The sequence below is a fragment of the Photobacterium aquimaris genome (assembly GCF_002954455.1).
In the GTDB taxonomy this organism is placed as follows: domain Bacteria; phylum Pseudomonadota; class Gammaproteobacteria; order Enterobacterales; family Vibrionaceae; genus Photobacterium; species Photobacterium aquimaris.
In genome coordinates this window covers 844654-859803 of the sequence record NZ_MSCC01000002.1, presented here as the reverse complement: position 1 = coordinate 859803, position 15150 = coordinate 844654, and the positions used below count along the sequence as shown (strand labels likewise).

Annotated in this window: 15 protein-coding genes and 1 pseudogene; 2 read left to right on the top strand and 14 right to left on the bottom strand. The window is 37.2% G+C overall.

The window, feature by feature from the left end:
* Window positions 1-213 precede the first annotated feature (213 nt).
* The 4 genes and pseudogenes from BTN98_RS14570 to BTN98_RS14555 all read right to left on the bottom strand — a co-directional run bounded on the left by BTN98_RS14570 (window position 214) and on the right by BTN98_RS14555 (window position 3538).
* Window positions 214-493: pseudogene (locus BTN98_RS14570) on the bottom strand (HlyU family transcriptional regulator).
* Between the two features lie 248 nt (window positions 494-741).
* Complete coding sequence (locus tag BTN98_RS14565; protein ID WP_060997893.1) at window positions 742-936, bottom strand: hypothetical protein; 195 nt, start codon at window positions 934-936, stop codon at window positions 742-744.
* Between the two features lie 226 nt (window positions 937-1162).
* Window positions 1163-2911 carry a bifunctional metallophosphatase/5'-nucleotidase gene (locus BTN98_RS14560; protein WP_060998000.1) on the bottom strand — a complete coding sequence of 583 codons (1749 nt, stop codon included), beginning with the start codon at window positions 2909-2911 and terminating at the stop codon, window positions 1163-1165.
* Window positions 2912-3142: 231 nt separating this feature from the next.
* A complete protein-coding gene (locus BTN98_RS14555; protein ID WP_060997894.1) occupies window positions 3143-3538 on the bottom strand; it encodes a VOC family protein in 396 nt (131 codons plus the stop codon).
* A 148-nt stretch (window positions 3539-3686) separates the two neighbouring features.
* Between BTN98_RS14555 and BTN98_RS14550 the strand changes: the two genes are divergently transcribed.
* Complete coding sequence (locus BTN98_RS14550; protein ID WP_060997895.1) at window positions 3687-5357, top strand: DUF2813 domain-containing protein; 1671 nt, start codon at window positions 3687-3689, stop codon at window positions 5355-5357.
* 171 nt (window positions 5358-5528) lie between these two features.
* Entirely contained in the window at window positions 5529-6524 is a 996-nt protein-coding gene (locus tag BTN98_RS14545) for a sensor domain-containing diguanylate cyclase (RefSeq protein WP_060997896.1), read from the top strand.
* Between the two features lie 35 nt (window positions 6525-6559).
* On the opposite strand, the gene BTN98_RS14540 is transcribed toward BTN98_RS14545, so the two are convergent.
* The 10 genes from BTN98_RS14540 to BTN98_RS14495 are packed head-to-tail and all read right to left on the bottom strand — an operon-like array spanning window position 6560 to window position 15123.
* Entirely contained in the window at window positions 6560-7132 is a 573-nt protein-coding gene (locus BTN98_RS14540; protein WP_231730679.1) for a DUF3833 domain-containing protein, read from the bottom strand.
* A 43-nt stretch (window positions 7133-7175) separates the two neighbouring features.
* Complete coding sequence (locus BTN98_RS14535) at window positions 7176-7673, bottom strand: chalcone isomerase family protein (RefSeq protein ID WP_231730680.1); 498 nt, start codon at window positions 7671-7673, stop codon at window positions 7176-7178.
* On the bottom strand, window positions 7670-8185 hold the full coding sequence (locus tag BTN98_RS14530; RefSeq protein ID WP_060997898.1) for a DUF2878 family protein: 516 nt from the start codon (window positions 8183-8185) through the stop codon (window positions 7670-7672). Before BTN98_RS14530 ends, BTN98_RS14535 begins: the two co-directional genes overlap by 4 nt.
* 2 nt (window positions 8186-8187) lie before the next feature.
* The gene (locus BTN98_RS14525; protein ID WP_060997899.1) at window positions 8188-9423 is read right to left on the bottom strand and encodes an SAM-dependent methyltransferase; all 1236 of its coding nucleotides are present in this window, start codon (window positions 9421-9423) and stop codon (window positions 8188-8190) included.
* Window positions 9424-9437: 14 nt separating this feature from the next.
* The gene (locus BTN98_RS14520; RefSeq protein WP_060997900.1) at window positions 9438-10256 is read right to left on the bottom strand and encodes a DUF1365 domain-containing protein; all 819 of its coding nucleotides are present in this window, start codon (window positions 10254-10256) and stop codon (window positions 9438-9440) included.
* Entirely contained in the window at window positions 10243-11586 is a 1344-nt protein-coding gene (locus BTN98_RS14515; RefSeq protein ID WP_082732141.1) for an NAD(P)/FAD-dependent oxidoreductase, read from the bottom strand. The genes BTN98_RS14520 and BTN98_RS14515 overlap by 14 nt, the downstream gene beginning before the upstream one ends.
* Window positions 11583-12329, bottom strand: coding sequence for an SDR family NAD(P)-dependent oxidoreductase (locus BTN98_RS14510; RefSeq protein WP_060997901.1), 747 nt, complete (start codon window positions 12327-12329; stop codon window positions 11583-11585). The genes BTN98_RS14515 and BTN98_RS14510 overlap by 4 nt, the downstream gene beginning before the upstream one ends.
* Window positions 12326-12763: a nuclear transport factor 2 family protein gene (locus tag BTN98_RS14505; RefSeq protein WP_060997902.1), complete on the bottom strand. Its 438-nt coding sequence runs from the start codon at window positions 12761-12763 to the stop codon at window positions 12326-12328. Before BTN98_RS14505 ends, BTN98_RS14510 begins: the two co-directional genes overlap by 4 nt.
* A 38-nt stretch (window positions 12764-12801) precedes the next feature.
* Window positions 12802-14277: a deoxyribodipyrimidine photo-lyase gene (gene phrB, locus BTN98_RS14500; RefSeq protein ID WP_060997903.1), complete on the bottom strand. Its 1476-nt coding sequence runs from the start codon at window positions 14275-14277 to the stop codon at window positions 12802-12804.
* Between the two features lie 48 nt (window positions 14278-14325).
* Entirely contained in the window at window positions 14326-15123 is a 798-nt protein-coding gene (locus tag BTN98_RS14495; protein ID WP_060997904.1) for a MerR family transcriptional regulator, read from the bottom strand.
* Window positions 15124-15150: the final 27 nt, after the last annotated feature.

Below are 15150 nucleotides of genomic sequence, written 5' to 3'. Positions count from 1 at the left end.
AATAGGTTAAAAAACATAAATTACATGATGTTAGTCATATTAACCAAGTCTAAAAACTGACTCAGTTAATATTCCCATCAATATTGCTTTAAATACATTCAAATATTGGATTTTTTAACAAAAGCGCAACATCTAGACGTTATTTTTAATCGCTAAAAACAAGATACCCAGCAAATAACACGATTGCAATGAAATATGTTGTATATGTGCTATTTATTTAAACATTCTATCGCCAGTTTGATCAATAAACATCTGTGCTTTTTTAACCATAAATGTTTCTGCATCTGCTTGAGACGGTAAAACATCAGATCGTATAAAGTAATGAGTTTGCACTGTTTCTTCACTTTTTTTTACAAATACGTCCAGCAATACGGAATTGTCCTCCCTCTTGCTTTGGCTCTGGATAAATCAAATAACCGTTATATTCAATTGGTTCAACATCAACAGCAGTTACTGCTTTTTTATTACCAAAAAGCCAAGAAAATAAGCCCATTACTACCTCTTATTATTTTTATCAATGGCACCCGTTACTACGAGCACTTGCTAGAATATCAATCTGATCAATACTATATAGTTTTCTTCATTGAGGAAATAACCACTGCCATCATAATCAAATGAGAGTATCAAGAATATTGACGATAAATAGTGATATTTCAGGTATAAAAAAACCAGCACAGTGGCTGGTTATCTTTCTTTAATGAAAATCGCTGTATTATTACGGCTTTTTCTATCTTTAGAGTATTAGCGATATAAGCCAATATCTTTTTGAATATGCAATGGTAAATCAGAGATATTACGCATTTTTGGTGTCGCTGCTGAACGGCTAAAAAGGATATCACGAGCATGAACAAGCAGACCTTTAAACGTCAATGAATATGCTTTTTGATTATTCATTATAGGTGCTGGAATAGAATCAAAATCAAATACCTGTGCCATGATGCCTCTCAATTTAAGCCGTTACTAATGGAATTGGCAGCATAATAACGCAACGTTAGTCGTGTTGAATAATGACATTATTTAGTAATTAGCATTAGATAATCTAATCCAAATAATTGAATAAATATAACCATTAACTCCCAGAATATCGCACTATAAAAGATAATACCTTATCGATTAAGTGCGATTAATGTGCTTTTTATTCAAAAATAATAGCTGTAAATAATTAGTTATGATTATCACAAGCAATGAAGACAGTTAGATTCTCGGTCGGTTTATTAAATTCATGCTGTTGTTTAGCAAACGCTTCAAATGCATCTGCCATGGTGACATTCAGTGCTTGAGGTTCAACCACATAATCAAGTAAAGGTGCATAGCCCTCTTTTCCTGTTGCGGTATAACCTGAAGATACAGAGGTGTAAACATCTTCATCATTAACAGCTAACCACTGTCCTTGGGTGTAATACTCTAGCGTTTCAATCCGCTGACCACTTGGTAATCCACAGCGATACACATAACGCAAGTCAGCAACATAGGGAAAACTACCATCACCAGTGCCTTCAATATCGTTATTAATGGCGTTATCAATTGCCCCTTCAAGTGCCTGACGAATACGTAGCCCTTTGACGCTATACATCATAATACCAATCGCAAAAGGCAATAATCGGCCCGCAACATCAGCTGGCGTTATTATCCCAGGATTAAGCGAGCACCTGACTCCACCAGCATTATGAATTCCAAAATCAATATGGTGACCTAACTCTCTTGCTTGCCAAACAAAGCTTTTTACTACCCATGGTGCAATATCACTAGGACCTTTCGCATCTGGCACTCTAATATGGCGCAATGGTTCATTAATACTGGCTATTTTTTCCGTTTGCAATACGCGTACTGCGGGTCGATAATATTCATTAAGCATGTTTTCTATACGCGGTTCTTTTACCACAAAGCGAATATTTTGCTGCTGCTGTAAATAATCTCGCACTTTATTATGATTATCATGATCAAGATGTTGAGTACGCCCTGCGTCAATTGTAAATTTACGTCCAAGTAATAATTGATTACAGCCAGTTGCACTTTCCACGCTGCCATCAGCATTAAATACCAGTGTTAATTGGCCCAGTGCCAGCGCATTACAACCAGCTTGCACGACACAAGTATTGTTTACCATCAATGCGTAAGTATCTGTTTTACCATAACCAATATTGGTAAAGTCACCTTGCATAGTATGGCTATGACCGCCAATAATCGCCCCAATACCATTAACTTCTTGGGCTAATAATAAATCTCGGTCGTAACCTAAATGGCTTAAAATAACAACTTTATTAATACCTTTTGTTTTAAGTAATGCGATGGTATTTTGTGCAACCGTTGTAACATGATGAAAAAAGGTATCTGGATCTGGACTGGATATTCCCGCCATATTTTCAATTGCAAGACCAAAAATAGCGACAGGCTCACCATGAACGCGCTTAATAATATAATGTGCCGATTGATTTTTATTATCATACGCGTAAATATTTCGTTTATTACGTAAAGGATTACGTTTATTTTGATCTTCTTGTGATAAATCCCAATTACCAGCTAATAATGGAAATGCCGTATGGTCAAGAAAATCAGCGACAACATCATTACCAATATCAAGTTCATGATTACCTAAAGCCATAGCCTCGATACCTATAGCATTAAGCATAATCGCATTTGCTATTCCCTTATATAGAGAGAAATACAATGTGCCTTGAAAGCAATCACCTGCGTGCAAAAACATAAATTCACGCTGATGAAGAAAAGCATCTTGTTTAACTTCTTTAACCGCAGAATAAATACGAGAGAAACCACCACAACTGGCATAAACAGATGTTTCAGTTTTTAATACTTCAGCTGAGAGGGATAACGAAATTGCGGAAGGCTCAAAGTTAGAGTGAGTATCATTGATATGAGCAAAAGTGATCGTTGCTGCGTGATTAACAGTCATAATAATTTCAGTTCCTCCAGAACCATCAGTACCAACTGACAACTGATTTATAACGCTCACAGCATTACAAAAATAAAGATCGCCATCTAATAAGAAAACAGATTACATTGAGCGACATAAAAATGAGATCTCTATTAAAATATACCATTTTTTAGATTAAATCGCTGAGTGAATAACAGCTTAATACCATCTGGATAATTTTTATTCACTCAGCAATGAGTATTTTATTAATTATTGGTAACGACCATGGCGTTGTAAAAATTCTATTTTGTAACCATCAGGATCTTGAACAAAGAAAAATTTAGCTAATAAGACGCCATCACGGTAAAACTCTTTAATCTCTGCTGGGTGATAATTAAGCTCTGCTAATTTTTGATATTCGGCTTTAAGATCATCAACAGCGACAGCAATATGCCCATAACCCGTACCATGAGTATACGCTTCTGTTGTTCCTTCATTCCACGTTAGTTCAAGCTCCATATCGTTTTCATCATTACGCAGATACACTAAGCTAAAACCATCAAAATCAAGTCGCTCAGCAATATCTAAATCTAACGCTTGTTTATAAAATGCTAATGACGCATCAAGATCTATAACACGAATCATAGCGTGAATCATTTTAGCCATTGGATCATCCTTTATAATTGTTTTCTTTAAATATTCAGCATCGATATAGTAACTTTTTTATTTTGAAGATTGTATCAATAATGTGAGCAAAACGATCCCTTTCTTATAATCTCTAGACTATGTTGTAAAGAAACAATAAGGAAAAGCTATGCATTTAGAGCATATTGAAATTGCTGGGTTTCGAGGTATTAAACGGCTATCACTATCATTTAATCAATTGACCGTTCTAATTGGAGAAAATGCATGGGGAAAATCATCACTGCTTGACGCATTAAGTTTAGTGCTATCGCCCAGTGCAGAATTTTACGAAACCAAATTCTCAGACTTTCACGTCGATCATGCTATTGGACATCAACGTGCATCTTCGCTACAAATAGTATTACGCTGGCATGAAGATTATCAAGGTGAATATCGTGCTCGCCGTTATCGTGCCTTTGATCCATTTTGGATAGAAAAAAATAATCTCAAGCATCTTTATATACAAATAGATAGCCATATCGAAAACGATAAGATCATTACTCATCGTCACTTTTTACATGCCGACGGTCATGTAATTGAACATCCAGATACCAACAAGTTTTTACGGCAACTGATGGTGTTACATCCAATAGTTAGAATTCGAGATGCGCGCCATTTAGAATATACTAATCCCCATAGCGTGCCACATAATAGCTCAATAATGCCACCAGCAAAGAATCGCGAATCTACTCGTATTCAACGTCGGCTTGATAATACTTGCCGTCGCCTAATGACACAACCTGGTCATGTTAGTAGCGCTGAAATAAAAAGTAGCATAAATACATTACGTTCATTAGTTGATCATTACTTTGCTTTTGCGCCGCACTCACGCAGTAAAGCCCAGCCTCAATCTTATTATCCCCTCCACAATCAACATAATGATCACAACACCAACCCTTTTGATCAATTGATACATCCTAAGATGACTAAACAGGCTACACTGCTTTTAATGGGGTTGCTCAATGAATATATTCGTGCGCGAGGTACGGTTGATCTTAAACGTATTTCACGGCCAATAATGATCTTAGAAGATCCTGAAGGACGATTACATCCAATCATGCTCCATCAAGCATGGGCGTTTATTCAAAATATGCCAATGCAAAAGATATTAACCACCAATAGTCCTGAGTTATTAAGTGTTGTTCCACTCGGTGATATTAAACGCTTACAACGGACGCCACAAAAAACTATTGTGCATGGGGTTAATAATGGTGAACTCAATAAAGATGATATTCGTAAAGTAACCTTTCATGTCCGCATGCATCGCCCAAGTGCGTTTTATGCTCGTGTATGGTTATTAGTAGAAGGAGAAACTGAAGTCTGGCTATTTAATGAAATGGCACATTTAACTGGATATAATCTTGCCGCTGAAGGTATTCATGTAATTGAGTTTGCACAAAGTGGATTAAAACCACTGATTAAACTCGCCCGTTTATTAGGCATTGAATGGCACCTTGTCGCTGATGGTGATCCCGCGGGTAGAAAATATGCCGATAAAGTCAGGTTATTATTACATGATGACAGTGAACGTGAACGCTTAACCGTATTACCCGCTAAAGATATCGAACACTTCTTATTTAAAAAAGGCTATGAACCCTTATTTCGCCAACTTGCCAATATTTCAGAAAATGATCATATGCCTATTCGTAAAATTATCTATCGTGCTTTAAAAAAACACGCTAAACCTGATATTGCACTCGCGATTGTAAAATATACTCAAGAATCAGAGTCAGATAAAATGCCGTTATTAATTCGCTGGGTGTTAAAACGAGTGATAATAATGGCAAGAGGTATAATTTAAATGAATATGTTTATTTATTTAAATTATAAATAATGCAAAAAAGCATTATAGATCACTTATTAAAACCAATAATCAATAAAGAAAACTTCTATTGTTTTAAATTATTAGTATAGTATGTCACTAGAAAGCAACTTAGTTTTAACGTGTCATTTATACTATTAGGAATACAATATGTCCGGTGCAGTAATTACAGCATACCGTTCGTTTAATAAAATATTAAAACATTTACCTGTAGAAGGATCACTACCTGAAATGTTATTACGTGTTATTGAATTAACAGAGACTACTTTTAATGGCCGACAAACATCAATTCTACTTTTTGATAAAAACAAAAATAAGTTCATGCCGTTCACTAATAAGAACAGTAATAAAACATGTCGTGAAAGGTTTATGATCAACCCCGCTAAAATTCATTTTGAAAACGTGTGTTCAAAAAAGAAAATAATAATTTCTGAACACATAACCACCAACAATGAATATCGGGAGTATTATAGCCTAAAAACAATTAATCATTTCAATTCTTGCTATGGATTACCGATTATATCCTCAAGAAACAATGTCTTAGGTATTATTTATTCGCATTGCTCACAGAACTCCATGCTGTCTGATGATGAGTATGAGTTACTTGAAATGGCAGCGACAGTATGCTCAATTGCTATTGAAAACAATATTAAACAACAAGAACTTAACCACTTTGCGTCGTATGACTGCTTAACTAATATTTGGAACCGCCGCGCTTTTTATCGACATATAAATAAGGCTATTAAAAATATAAAACTTAAAAATGAATATATTGCCCTATTCTATATAGACATCAACAATTTCAAAAAGATAAATGATCAATATGGGCATCGATTTGGTGATCGTGTTTTAAAAAAATATGCTTCTAAATTACAAAAACTAACTAATGAAAAAACGGGTGTAGCACGTCTAGGTGGTGATGAGTTTATTATCTATAGTGAGGTTCACACACAAATAGAAGCTAACATAAAAAAAATGACTATATTATCTGAATTAAACCATATAGAAATTGATGATATTATTATTACCGCATCGATTGGTACATATTATATTCACGCCAGTAATATTAAGGATGAAAATATTGATTGCATGATTAACCATGCAGATATGAGTATGTATAAAGAAAAGCATTTATTACATTCCTAATAAACCTTTATCATGGAAAACCATTTGATTTTCACTCATGATTTTTGAAAAAATAACGTTACTGTACCAACAGTAAAACCCCATTTTTTCATTTTAGCAATATTGAATAACTGGTTATCATTTTGATAGAACATCCAATCATCAAAATTAATATGGTATGTAGAACCATTAACATCCATTGCTAATACATATTGCCAATTAAGTGCATTACCTTTTTCATAACCTACTGCTTCACCAATAACATCATCAGCAGTACCAAGGTAATGACCATCTGCTTGCTTGGTGATTGTCCAGATTCGTTGTTGCTTTTGGTTATCATCAAAAACAAAATCTTCAGTAAGAACGAGCTGATTGTCAGTAATAACCCCATTAAGTTCAACATTAAATCGGCGTATTTGTTGACCCTTATAATCTTGAACTATTCCCCATGCCTGAGTTTTACCCTCAAAAAATTTAAACAAATCAAACTTAGGTTTAGCATTCTGGTAATCATCAATGGAAGTTGTACAACCATTTAATAACAATACCATCCAGATCATCAGTAACCAATATAAAGGCATATGCATTTTTTGATTACTATTATTGATGTGAGTATGAGGAATATACATAGTATCTCCGTTTGCTGCTTAATCGTAACAAGGGTAATGGCCGCTATTGACCAATGAGTTGTAACCGCAATTTAGGGTATTCAGTATTCGTTGATAACCAAATACTAATAAAGGCATTGCTCAATGCTTTTGAAAGTGGTTTTCCCAATGGTTTTCCATGTTGATAAAATCGCCCTTCTATCGCGTTGGTGACAAAGACTAATCTATCGCCCTGTTTTACACTCGGCCATTGATGTGCTAGTTGGTTCAACCATTGCTGTCGCTGTTGTGATGTAAAACCTAAGTGTTGCCACTGATCATCGGTTGCTTTTAGCAGATCTTGTTTATCAATATCACGCAAATAACGAATAATCAGTGCTAAATCATTTGCATCATTAGCATCATATTTACCCGTCGGTGTTTTAAGTTGCGCGGTATATATCTTCCACCAGCCCCATTTTAATGTTGATTCACCCACGGTTTGCCATGTAACCCATGACGAAGCCTGTACTGGTAAACTCACCGTCATCATTAAAACCAATAGTATCGAATATGTCTTCACGTGGTTCTCCTTTGGGTCATTCGATGTAATAACCACCATAAATAGCCACTGTACCCCCCCCAGACAACGACGATAGCTATAAAGGTTATAACTTCACCATAAGGCCACATCACGGCCTCTAAGGTTAATCCAGTCCAGTAGCTTAATGCGCCACCAAGGCTACCGCCAATGATCACCCCCCATAGTGGTAACCTTTGAATTTGGTCACGCATGATCCATACCATAGAAGTAAACCCTAGCCACAATAAGATTAACCACAGCGGTATTACCGTGCTAAAAGGAGCAAACAATGGATCCGTCGGTAATGGAAACTGCATAACCCCCAGTTTAAACAATATATAATCGCCGCAGATCCCCACAACACTAGCGGTGACAGCAAACGTAAAACTACGGCGGTAAAACAACCAGCAACCGATTAAAAGTGATATCAATATACCTATATACTGATATTGACCCCATACTGCTAACAACCAAAACAGATTAAAGCCAAGTCCTATCGCGACAAATTTCATGATTAACGCCACTGGGGACGACTAGCCAATAATTGAATAGTGCTAATGGTTCGCTCTAAGAATCCGCCTTCGCAATAACAGAAATAATAACGCCACATTCGCATAAAACGTTCGTCATAACCGTATTGGTTTAACGCTTCACTATTACGATTAAACGCCACATGCCAATCAGCGAGAGTTTTGGCGTAATCTATACCGATATCTTTAATATCACGTGTAACAAAATCACTGTGAGCAGTTAAGTATGATTGTAAAACACTGATTGACGGTAAAAATCCACCAGGAAAGATATGCTTTTGAATAAAATCAACATCTTTACTGTAACTTTCATAACGTTGATCAGCGATGGTGATTGCTTGAATCGCAAATAACCCATTGGGTTTCAGTAATGATTGGCATTTTTTGATATAGGTAGGCAAGTACTGTTTACCGACAGCTTCAATCATTTCAATCGATACTAATTTGTCGTATTGGCCGGTTAAATCACGATAGTCTTGCAGTAATAAAGTGATCTTATCCTCTAAGCCTGCTTGTTTTACTTTCTCTTGCGCCCATTGGTATTGCTGTTGAGATATGGTGGTCGTGGTAACATGGCAACCATAATGCTGAGCCGCATAAATTGCCATTCCGCCCCAACCAGTACCTATTTCTAATAAGTGATCTTGCTCGGTAAGTTGTAATTGTTGACACAATCGTGCCATTTTGTTGATTTGCGCCTGAGCTAGCGTATCGGAATCAGATAAATACACACCCGCAGAATAGAGCATATTGTCATCTAGAAAGTGACGATATAAATCATTACCCAAGTCATAATGTGCTGAAATATTATCTTTGGCATTTTGATGGTTATTTCGATGCGAAAAGTGGCTTAATTGCTTTGCTAGTTTGGTTATCCAACCGACTTTCGCTTCAATTTTATCAAGCGTTGTCAGGTTTCGAGCCAAAATGCGCACCACATTGGTTAAATCAGGGCTATCCCACCAGCCATCAATATACGCTTCACCTGCACCAATACTGCCATCAGTTAATAAACGTTTATAAAAATGAGGATTAATAACAGTAAGACTGGCTTGTAAACTGGCTTGCTTATCACCAAAGAAATGGGTATCTCCGCCATGCTCAGACAGCGTTAAGCCAACATTTGATAACTGCTGCAATAAGGTAAAGATAATACGTCGTGACCGCTCATGGTTTAATAATCGAGTTGATGTTACAGGCTCTAATTCACTTCTAAGCATAGTATCTTCCTTTACTATTTATGGTGTTGATTCGGATGATCGTAAATCGGTGCCCCCTTACGCCACAGTTTAAACGCTTGCCAATATATGCCGACCACAACTTTAATGGTCATAATGGGTGTTATTAACAACTGCCGTAATAAGGTTTTAGTGGTAAAGGGCTGTTTCTGCATTGCTAACGTAGCATCAAAGGTTTTGGGTGTAACACTGCCGTTAAGATGGCTTTTCTCGTCAATGTCATTTTTACCCTCTCGATGAATGCTATCTTTTTTTGCGTGAACCTCTAAGTGAATATTTATAATGCCATCAGGCTGAGAAAGCTGCCATACATAGTCTTGATCCATTGGGTTAAACGGTGAAACATGAAACGCTTTATCATCAATATAATGCTTATGTGACCAATATTGCTTGGCTGGTATCGCATAATAATGACGCTGATTCCAAGGCGTATTACTCACTTCTGCGAGCACATATTGCCAAACACCTTGCTGATCAAAAACGTAATACATATTTAATGGGCTAAAATACAATCCACAATATCGCAAATGACACAACATGCTGACCTTGCCAGTAATACGCTTTCCCGTCAGTTGGTGAATTTTATCAGTTACCGCTTGGTTAATATCATCAGCACCAGCGATGTAATCTTGACGACGAAACCGAGCAAAATGGAACCATTTACGCCCAAAACCCGTTACACTGTCACATAGAGTATTAATTTCATCTACATCGAGATACACCATAAACATCGAATAACGAAAACGATGTAATACCGGTGTAAAACGACGATGACGTACATCGCCACTATAAATACCACTATTAATAATGCGCATAATCTTGGCCACTATTACCTACCATCTTGATTGATTCATTGCTGTCAGTAACATGCTTTAATACTGAATGACGAATAGGATCGGTATGTGTAATCGCTTCAATGACATCAAGTGCACTTCTTACGCCATCTTCATGAAAACCGTTATACCAATAAGCACCACAGAACCAGGTGTTATTGATACCATTAATTAACTGTCGCTGTTGTTGAGCATTAATACTGGCACGATTAAACATTGGGTGCGCATAGGTAAATTTACGTAAAATCTTATTGGGATCGATATTTTGAGTTTGATTTAAAGTGACACAAAATGTTTCAGGTGCGTCGATACCTTGTAAAATATTCATGTTATAGGTTAAGGCAGGTAACTGATGCTGTGAGTCACCGTTGATAAGCGGTAAATGGTAATTCCATGCCGCCCACGCTGCTTTGGCATCTGGCAAAATACTGTCATCGGTGTGTAGCACCACTTCGTTATCTTGATATGCCATTGCAGATAACACCTGCTGCTCATCGGCACTACTATCAGCCAGTAACGCCAAGGCTTGATCACTGTGGCATGCAAAAATCACATGATCAAAAACACTCACCGTATCATTAACTGTAATATAAACATGCTCATTTAAACGACTGACCTGCTGTACTGGCGAGTTTAATTGAATCAACTGGCCTATTTGTAATTGCATGCGTTTTACATATTCACGGGATCCACCAGGGATCACATACCACTGCGGCCGATTTACGATATCAAGCAAACCATGATTTAAGAAAAATCGTAAAAAGAAATCTAACGGTATATTACGAATATCTTCTAATGAGGATGACCAGATAGCCGCCCCCATTGGTAAAATGTAATTATCGGTAAAATAATCACTAAGCTGATGCTGGTGTAAAAAATCCCCAAGTGTTTGTTGATCTATCGCAGTATTAGCTGTTTGTTTTGCGAGTCGATTAAATTTGGTAATTTCATATAAGAAGTGAAAAAACTGCGGCTTAAATAGATTCTTTTTTTGAGCAAATAGCGACGCGACATCATGACCATTATATTCCAACCCGTTATTATCATTATGAACACTAAAACTCATTTCACTGGCTTGGCCTTCAATTTCAAGTTCTTTTAATAACTGCTCAAAATTGGGATAGGTACGATCATTAAAAACAATAAACCCAGTATCAATTGCATATTGACCACTGTTAACTTCAACATCGACAGTGGCTGTATGTCCACCAGCATAATCATTGGCTTCAAACACAGTAACCTGATGTTGATGGCGTAAATACCAAGCCGAGGTTAATCCCGATATACCTGATCCTATAATGGCTATTTTCATGATGCTTTCCTTGTCATTCGGTAAATAATTGCCTGTTGAGCAGCGACAGGTAATAAGGCAATTGCTTTTAATAATAAGGTGAATTTTTGGGGAAAATGTATTTCTGACTTTTGCGCAATGATCCCGCGGCGTATTCTTTCTGAGGCGTATTCACAACTAACAATCATAGGCATTGGAAAATCGTTTTTATTGGTCAAGGGTGTAGCAACAAACCCAGGACTAACTAAGGTAACGGCTTTTACTTTTTGTTTTAAATCAACCGCTAAACCATTTGAAAGATATGAAACAGCCGCTTTTGAAGCACCGTACGCTTCTGCGCGAGGCAATGCGGTATAAGCTGCCGATGAACTAATAATCACCAAATGGGTTGCAGCAGTAAAACGATCTTGCATCGCCTCTAAACAATGAATAATGCCAAAAAAGTTAACCTCAAACACACGCTTAAATAAACCACTATCAATCACACCATCATCGATATATTCACATGTGCCTGCATTTAAAATAATCAGCTCAGGCAAAACATCTAATTGTGATAACACCTGCTGAGTTTGGTTTGCATCAGTGACATCAAATATCAATGGCGTAATGTTTCCAGCAGCGGTAGCTACAACATCGATAGCTAACTGCTGTAGCCGTTGTTGGTTTTGGCCGCAGGCATACACTTGCCACCCCTCGTTGGCATAATCCAGTGCCAATTGCTGACCAATACCCGAACTTGCGCCAGTGATAAGTGCTGTTTTCATTGGCCTAACCTCGTTTTAATGTGTTTGATAACACTACCAATGACAGGCAATCCTTCGTATAACATCGCACCCAAATCAAAAAAGTCACGATGATAAATGATCCGTTGCTGCTCAATGGTTAGCTGAGTACATCCAACTAATATTCTCTGCCTACCTTGTTGTAATCGTGGATGTGAAAAGGTCATTGTCCATTGTAGAAAAGCATGCTCATTTTCAACAACAGCCTGATTAATTACAAAAGTACAGCTATTAATGTTGCAATACAGAGCCTTAAAATATTGCTGTAGTGCGTCAATGCCTGCGATATGATGCGCTGGATCTTCAAATACAATATCAGGATGATAAACACTATTGAGTAGCGCTAAATTGTGCTTATCTAGCTGGCTATAAACCTCAATAAAGGTATTAATTACCGTATTATTTGTGTTCACCATAATAATGTCCTTGTTATTGTATTGACTTAAAGCTGATGTTAACTGTCATGCAATGTTTTGGCTTGCTTATAACTATCAATAGCTAGTAATCGCATTTGCTTATGATCAACAATTGGTAATGGATAATTTACCCCGCCAAAACCCGACCATAATGAAGGCGCATGAATATATTTATCAGGAACTGATTCTAGCTCTGGTATCCATTGGCGAATAAACTCACCGTCAGCATCAAAACGCTCACTTTGAGTGGTGGGATTAAAAATACGAAAATACGGTTGCGCATCAGTCCCTGTCGATGCAGCCCATTGCCAACCGCCATTATTAGATGCTAATTCACCATCAATAAGCTGCTGCATAAACCACTGCTCACCGATACGCCAATCACACAGCAAATCTTTTACTAAAAAACTGGCACTGATCATCCGTAGCCGATTATGCATCCACCCCGTTGCCGCAAGTTGGCGCATCGCTGCATCGACAATCGGATAACCGGTTTGTCCTTGCTGCCATGCTCGTACATGGTCACTGTTTTCTAACCACTGAATATTATGGGTATATAGCTGAAATGGCTGGTGTTTACTTAAACGATTATAACTATCAAGTAAATGGTTATAAAACTCACGCCATACCACTTCACTGAGCCACACAAAAGCGCCGTTGTGGCTATTTATTTCGACACACTGCGGCTGTGTTTCAATTAAAGCCGCTAAACACTGGCGCGCAGATAATGCGCCGATAGCTAAATAAGGAGAAAGACAACTGGTGCCATCGATAGCAGGAAAATCTCGTTGTTGCTGATAATATTCAGCTTTGGTTTCACAAAACATTTGCAACCGTTGCTGAATGGCTTGTTCATCAACGGGCCATAATAAGCTGTCTTGTTTACTGTAATTAAAAGGCTGAAAAGAAGCGTTATCGTCAAGATTATCGTTGATTAAACTCAAGCAATGCTGACTAAACGTTACCTTGTCACTATTTGTAGTCGGTTGATAATTATGTTGTAAAAACTGTTTTAACCATGCCGTACGAAATGGCGTAAACACTTTGTACATTTGTTGTTGCAGTGTTACTACTTGACCTGGCGGTACAACACAATAATCATCACTGCAGTACCAGTGTTTATTGTCAGTAATTAATGCTTGTTTAACAGCGATATCACGTTGTTTTTCATTCCATCCATGCTGACGATTGCAATAAACTGCGCTAATTTGATGCTGCTGACACAACTGTATAATAGTCTCAGGTACGGTAGAAAAATCGTCACACTCAAGCACTAATAAAGGAATATTAATATCGTTAAGCTGTTGTTTAACAATTTTTAATCGTCGTTCGATAAGATCAACTTGTCGACCTGAAATATGATGCTGATACCACTGCATAGGCGTTGAGATATAAATCGCAATTACAGGTAAACCCGATTCGATAGCGCAATTTAAAGCTGTATTATCACTAATGCGTAAATCAGCTCGTAACCATAACAGCGCATGGTTTGTAGATTGAGGCTCAGAATTCATCATTATCCCCTTGTTAATACGACTTTAACGCGCTTTAAACTTACTTGGTTACTGCCCATGAATAGTTTTAATACTGCCGACAAAATGTAATTTCACTCCCGTTTCTTGCGCTATCATTTCAATATCTGCTAATTGACGGCGACTTAACTTTGTCTCACCTACCACGACCATATTTTGAATATCACTATCGCGAACAAAAGCTGAAATGCCGGTTAAGCGACCTGATAGATTATCCATAATAGTGACACCGTCACCTTTGTAGCACCACGCCAATGCTTGCTGCCAAATGTTATAATTTTTGTGCTTATCAAAGCTAAGTAGTAAACAATTGAGTTTTTTTTCATTATTAATTTTAGTAATAATATTTATAAAACTTATAGTTAGAGTTGTTGACCATAGACTTTTTTGAATAACAGATAACGGATTGTCTTGGTGCTCAATAACAAGATTAACTTCGGGTAATAATCGTTGTTGGATCACCTTATAAGGGTAAATTTTCAATGCTTCATTGATCAGTCGCTCTAATTTAAATCCATTAAGATCATGGATTGCCGTCAGTATTTCAGCAGTAATATCTAAGGTTTGTTGTGGCTCTAAGATTGGATCACAATTACCGGCTAATAACGGTTTCACCTTACCAATAGATACACCTTTGGATAGCCAATCGAGAATTAATTGAATTTTGACAATATCGGCTTGAGTATATAGACGGTGACCTTTCGGTGTTCGTTGTGGCACAAGTAATCCATAACGACGCTGCCAAGCTCTTAATGTTACCGAGTTAACCCCAGTAATTTCAGAAACCTCACTGATTGCAAACAATTGATTTTCAGTAAGATGACTCATAAAACCCCTTTAGCATTAATGATTAAA

What these genes read in the sequence shown, in the direction of transcription:
- BTN98_RS14525 (WP_060997899.1), bottom strand. Translation starts at nt 9,423, where the DNA reads ATGCTTAGAAGTGAATTAGAGCCTGTAACATCAACTCGATTATTAAAC.
- BTN98_RS14550 (WP_060997895.1), top strand. Translation starts at nt 3,687, where the DNA reads ATGCATTTAGAGCATATTGAAATTGCTGGGTTTCGAGGTATTAAACGG.
- BTN98_RS14505 (WP_060997902.1), bottom strand. Translation starts at nt 12,763, where the DNA reads ATGGTGAACACAAATAATACGGTAATTAATACCTTTATTGAGGTTTAT.
- BTN98_RS14515 (WP_082732141.1), bottom strand. Translation starts at nt 11,586, where the DNA reads ATGAAAATAGCCATTATAGGATCAGGTATATCGGGATTAACCTCGGCT.
- BTN98_RS14510 (WP_060997901.1), bottom strand. Translation starts at nt 12,329, where the DNA reads ATGAAAACAGCACTTATCACTGGCGCAAGTTCGGGTATTGGTCAGCAA.
- BTN98_RS14520 (WP_060997900.1), bottom strand. Translation starts at nt 10,256, where the DNA reads ATGCGCATTATTAATAGTGGTATTTATAGTGGCGATGTACGTCATCGT.
- BTN98_RS14560 (WP_060998000.1), bottom strand. Translation starts at nt 2,911, where the DNA reads ATGACTGTTAATCACGCAGCAACGATCACTTTTGCTCATATCAATGAT.
- BTN98_RS14540 (WP_231730679.1), bottom strand. Translation starts at nt 7,132, where the DNA reads ATGTATATTCCTCATACTCACATCAATAATAGTAATCAAAAAATGCAT.
- phrB (WP_060997903.1), bottom strand. Translation starts at nt 14,277, where the DNA reads ATGAATTCTGAGCCTCAATCTACAAACCATGCGCTGTTATGGTTACGA.
- BTN98_RS14495 (WP_060997904.1), bottom strand. Translation starts at nt 15,123, where the DNA reads ATGAGTCATCTTACTGAAAATCAATTGTTTGCAATCAGTGAGGTTTCT.
- BTN98_RS14545 (WP_060997896.1), top strand. Translation starts at nt 5,529, where the DNA reads ATGTCCGGTGCAGTAATTACAGCATACCGTTCGTTTAATAAAATATTA.
- BTN98_RS14555 (WP_060997894.1), bottom strand. Translation starts at nt 3,538, where the DNA reads ATGGCTAAAATGATTCACGCTATGATTCGTGTTATAGATCTTGATGCG.
- BTN98_RS14530 (WP_060997898.1), bottom strand. Translation starts at nt 8,185, where the DNA reads ATGAAATTTGTCGCGATAGGACTTGGCTTTAATCTGTTTTGGTTGTTA.
- BTN98_RS14565 (WP_060997893.1), bottom strand. Translation starts at nt 936, where the DNA reads ATGGCACAGGTATTTGATTTTGATTCTATTCCAGCACCTATAATGAAT.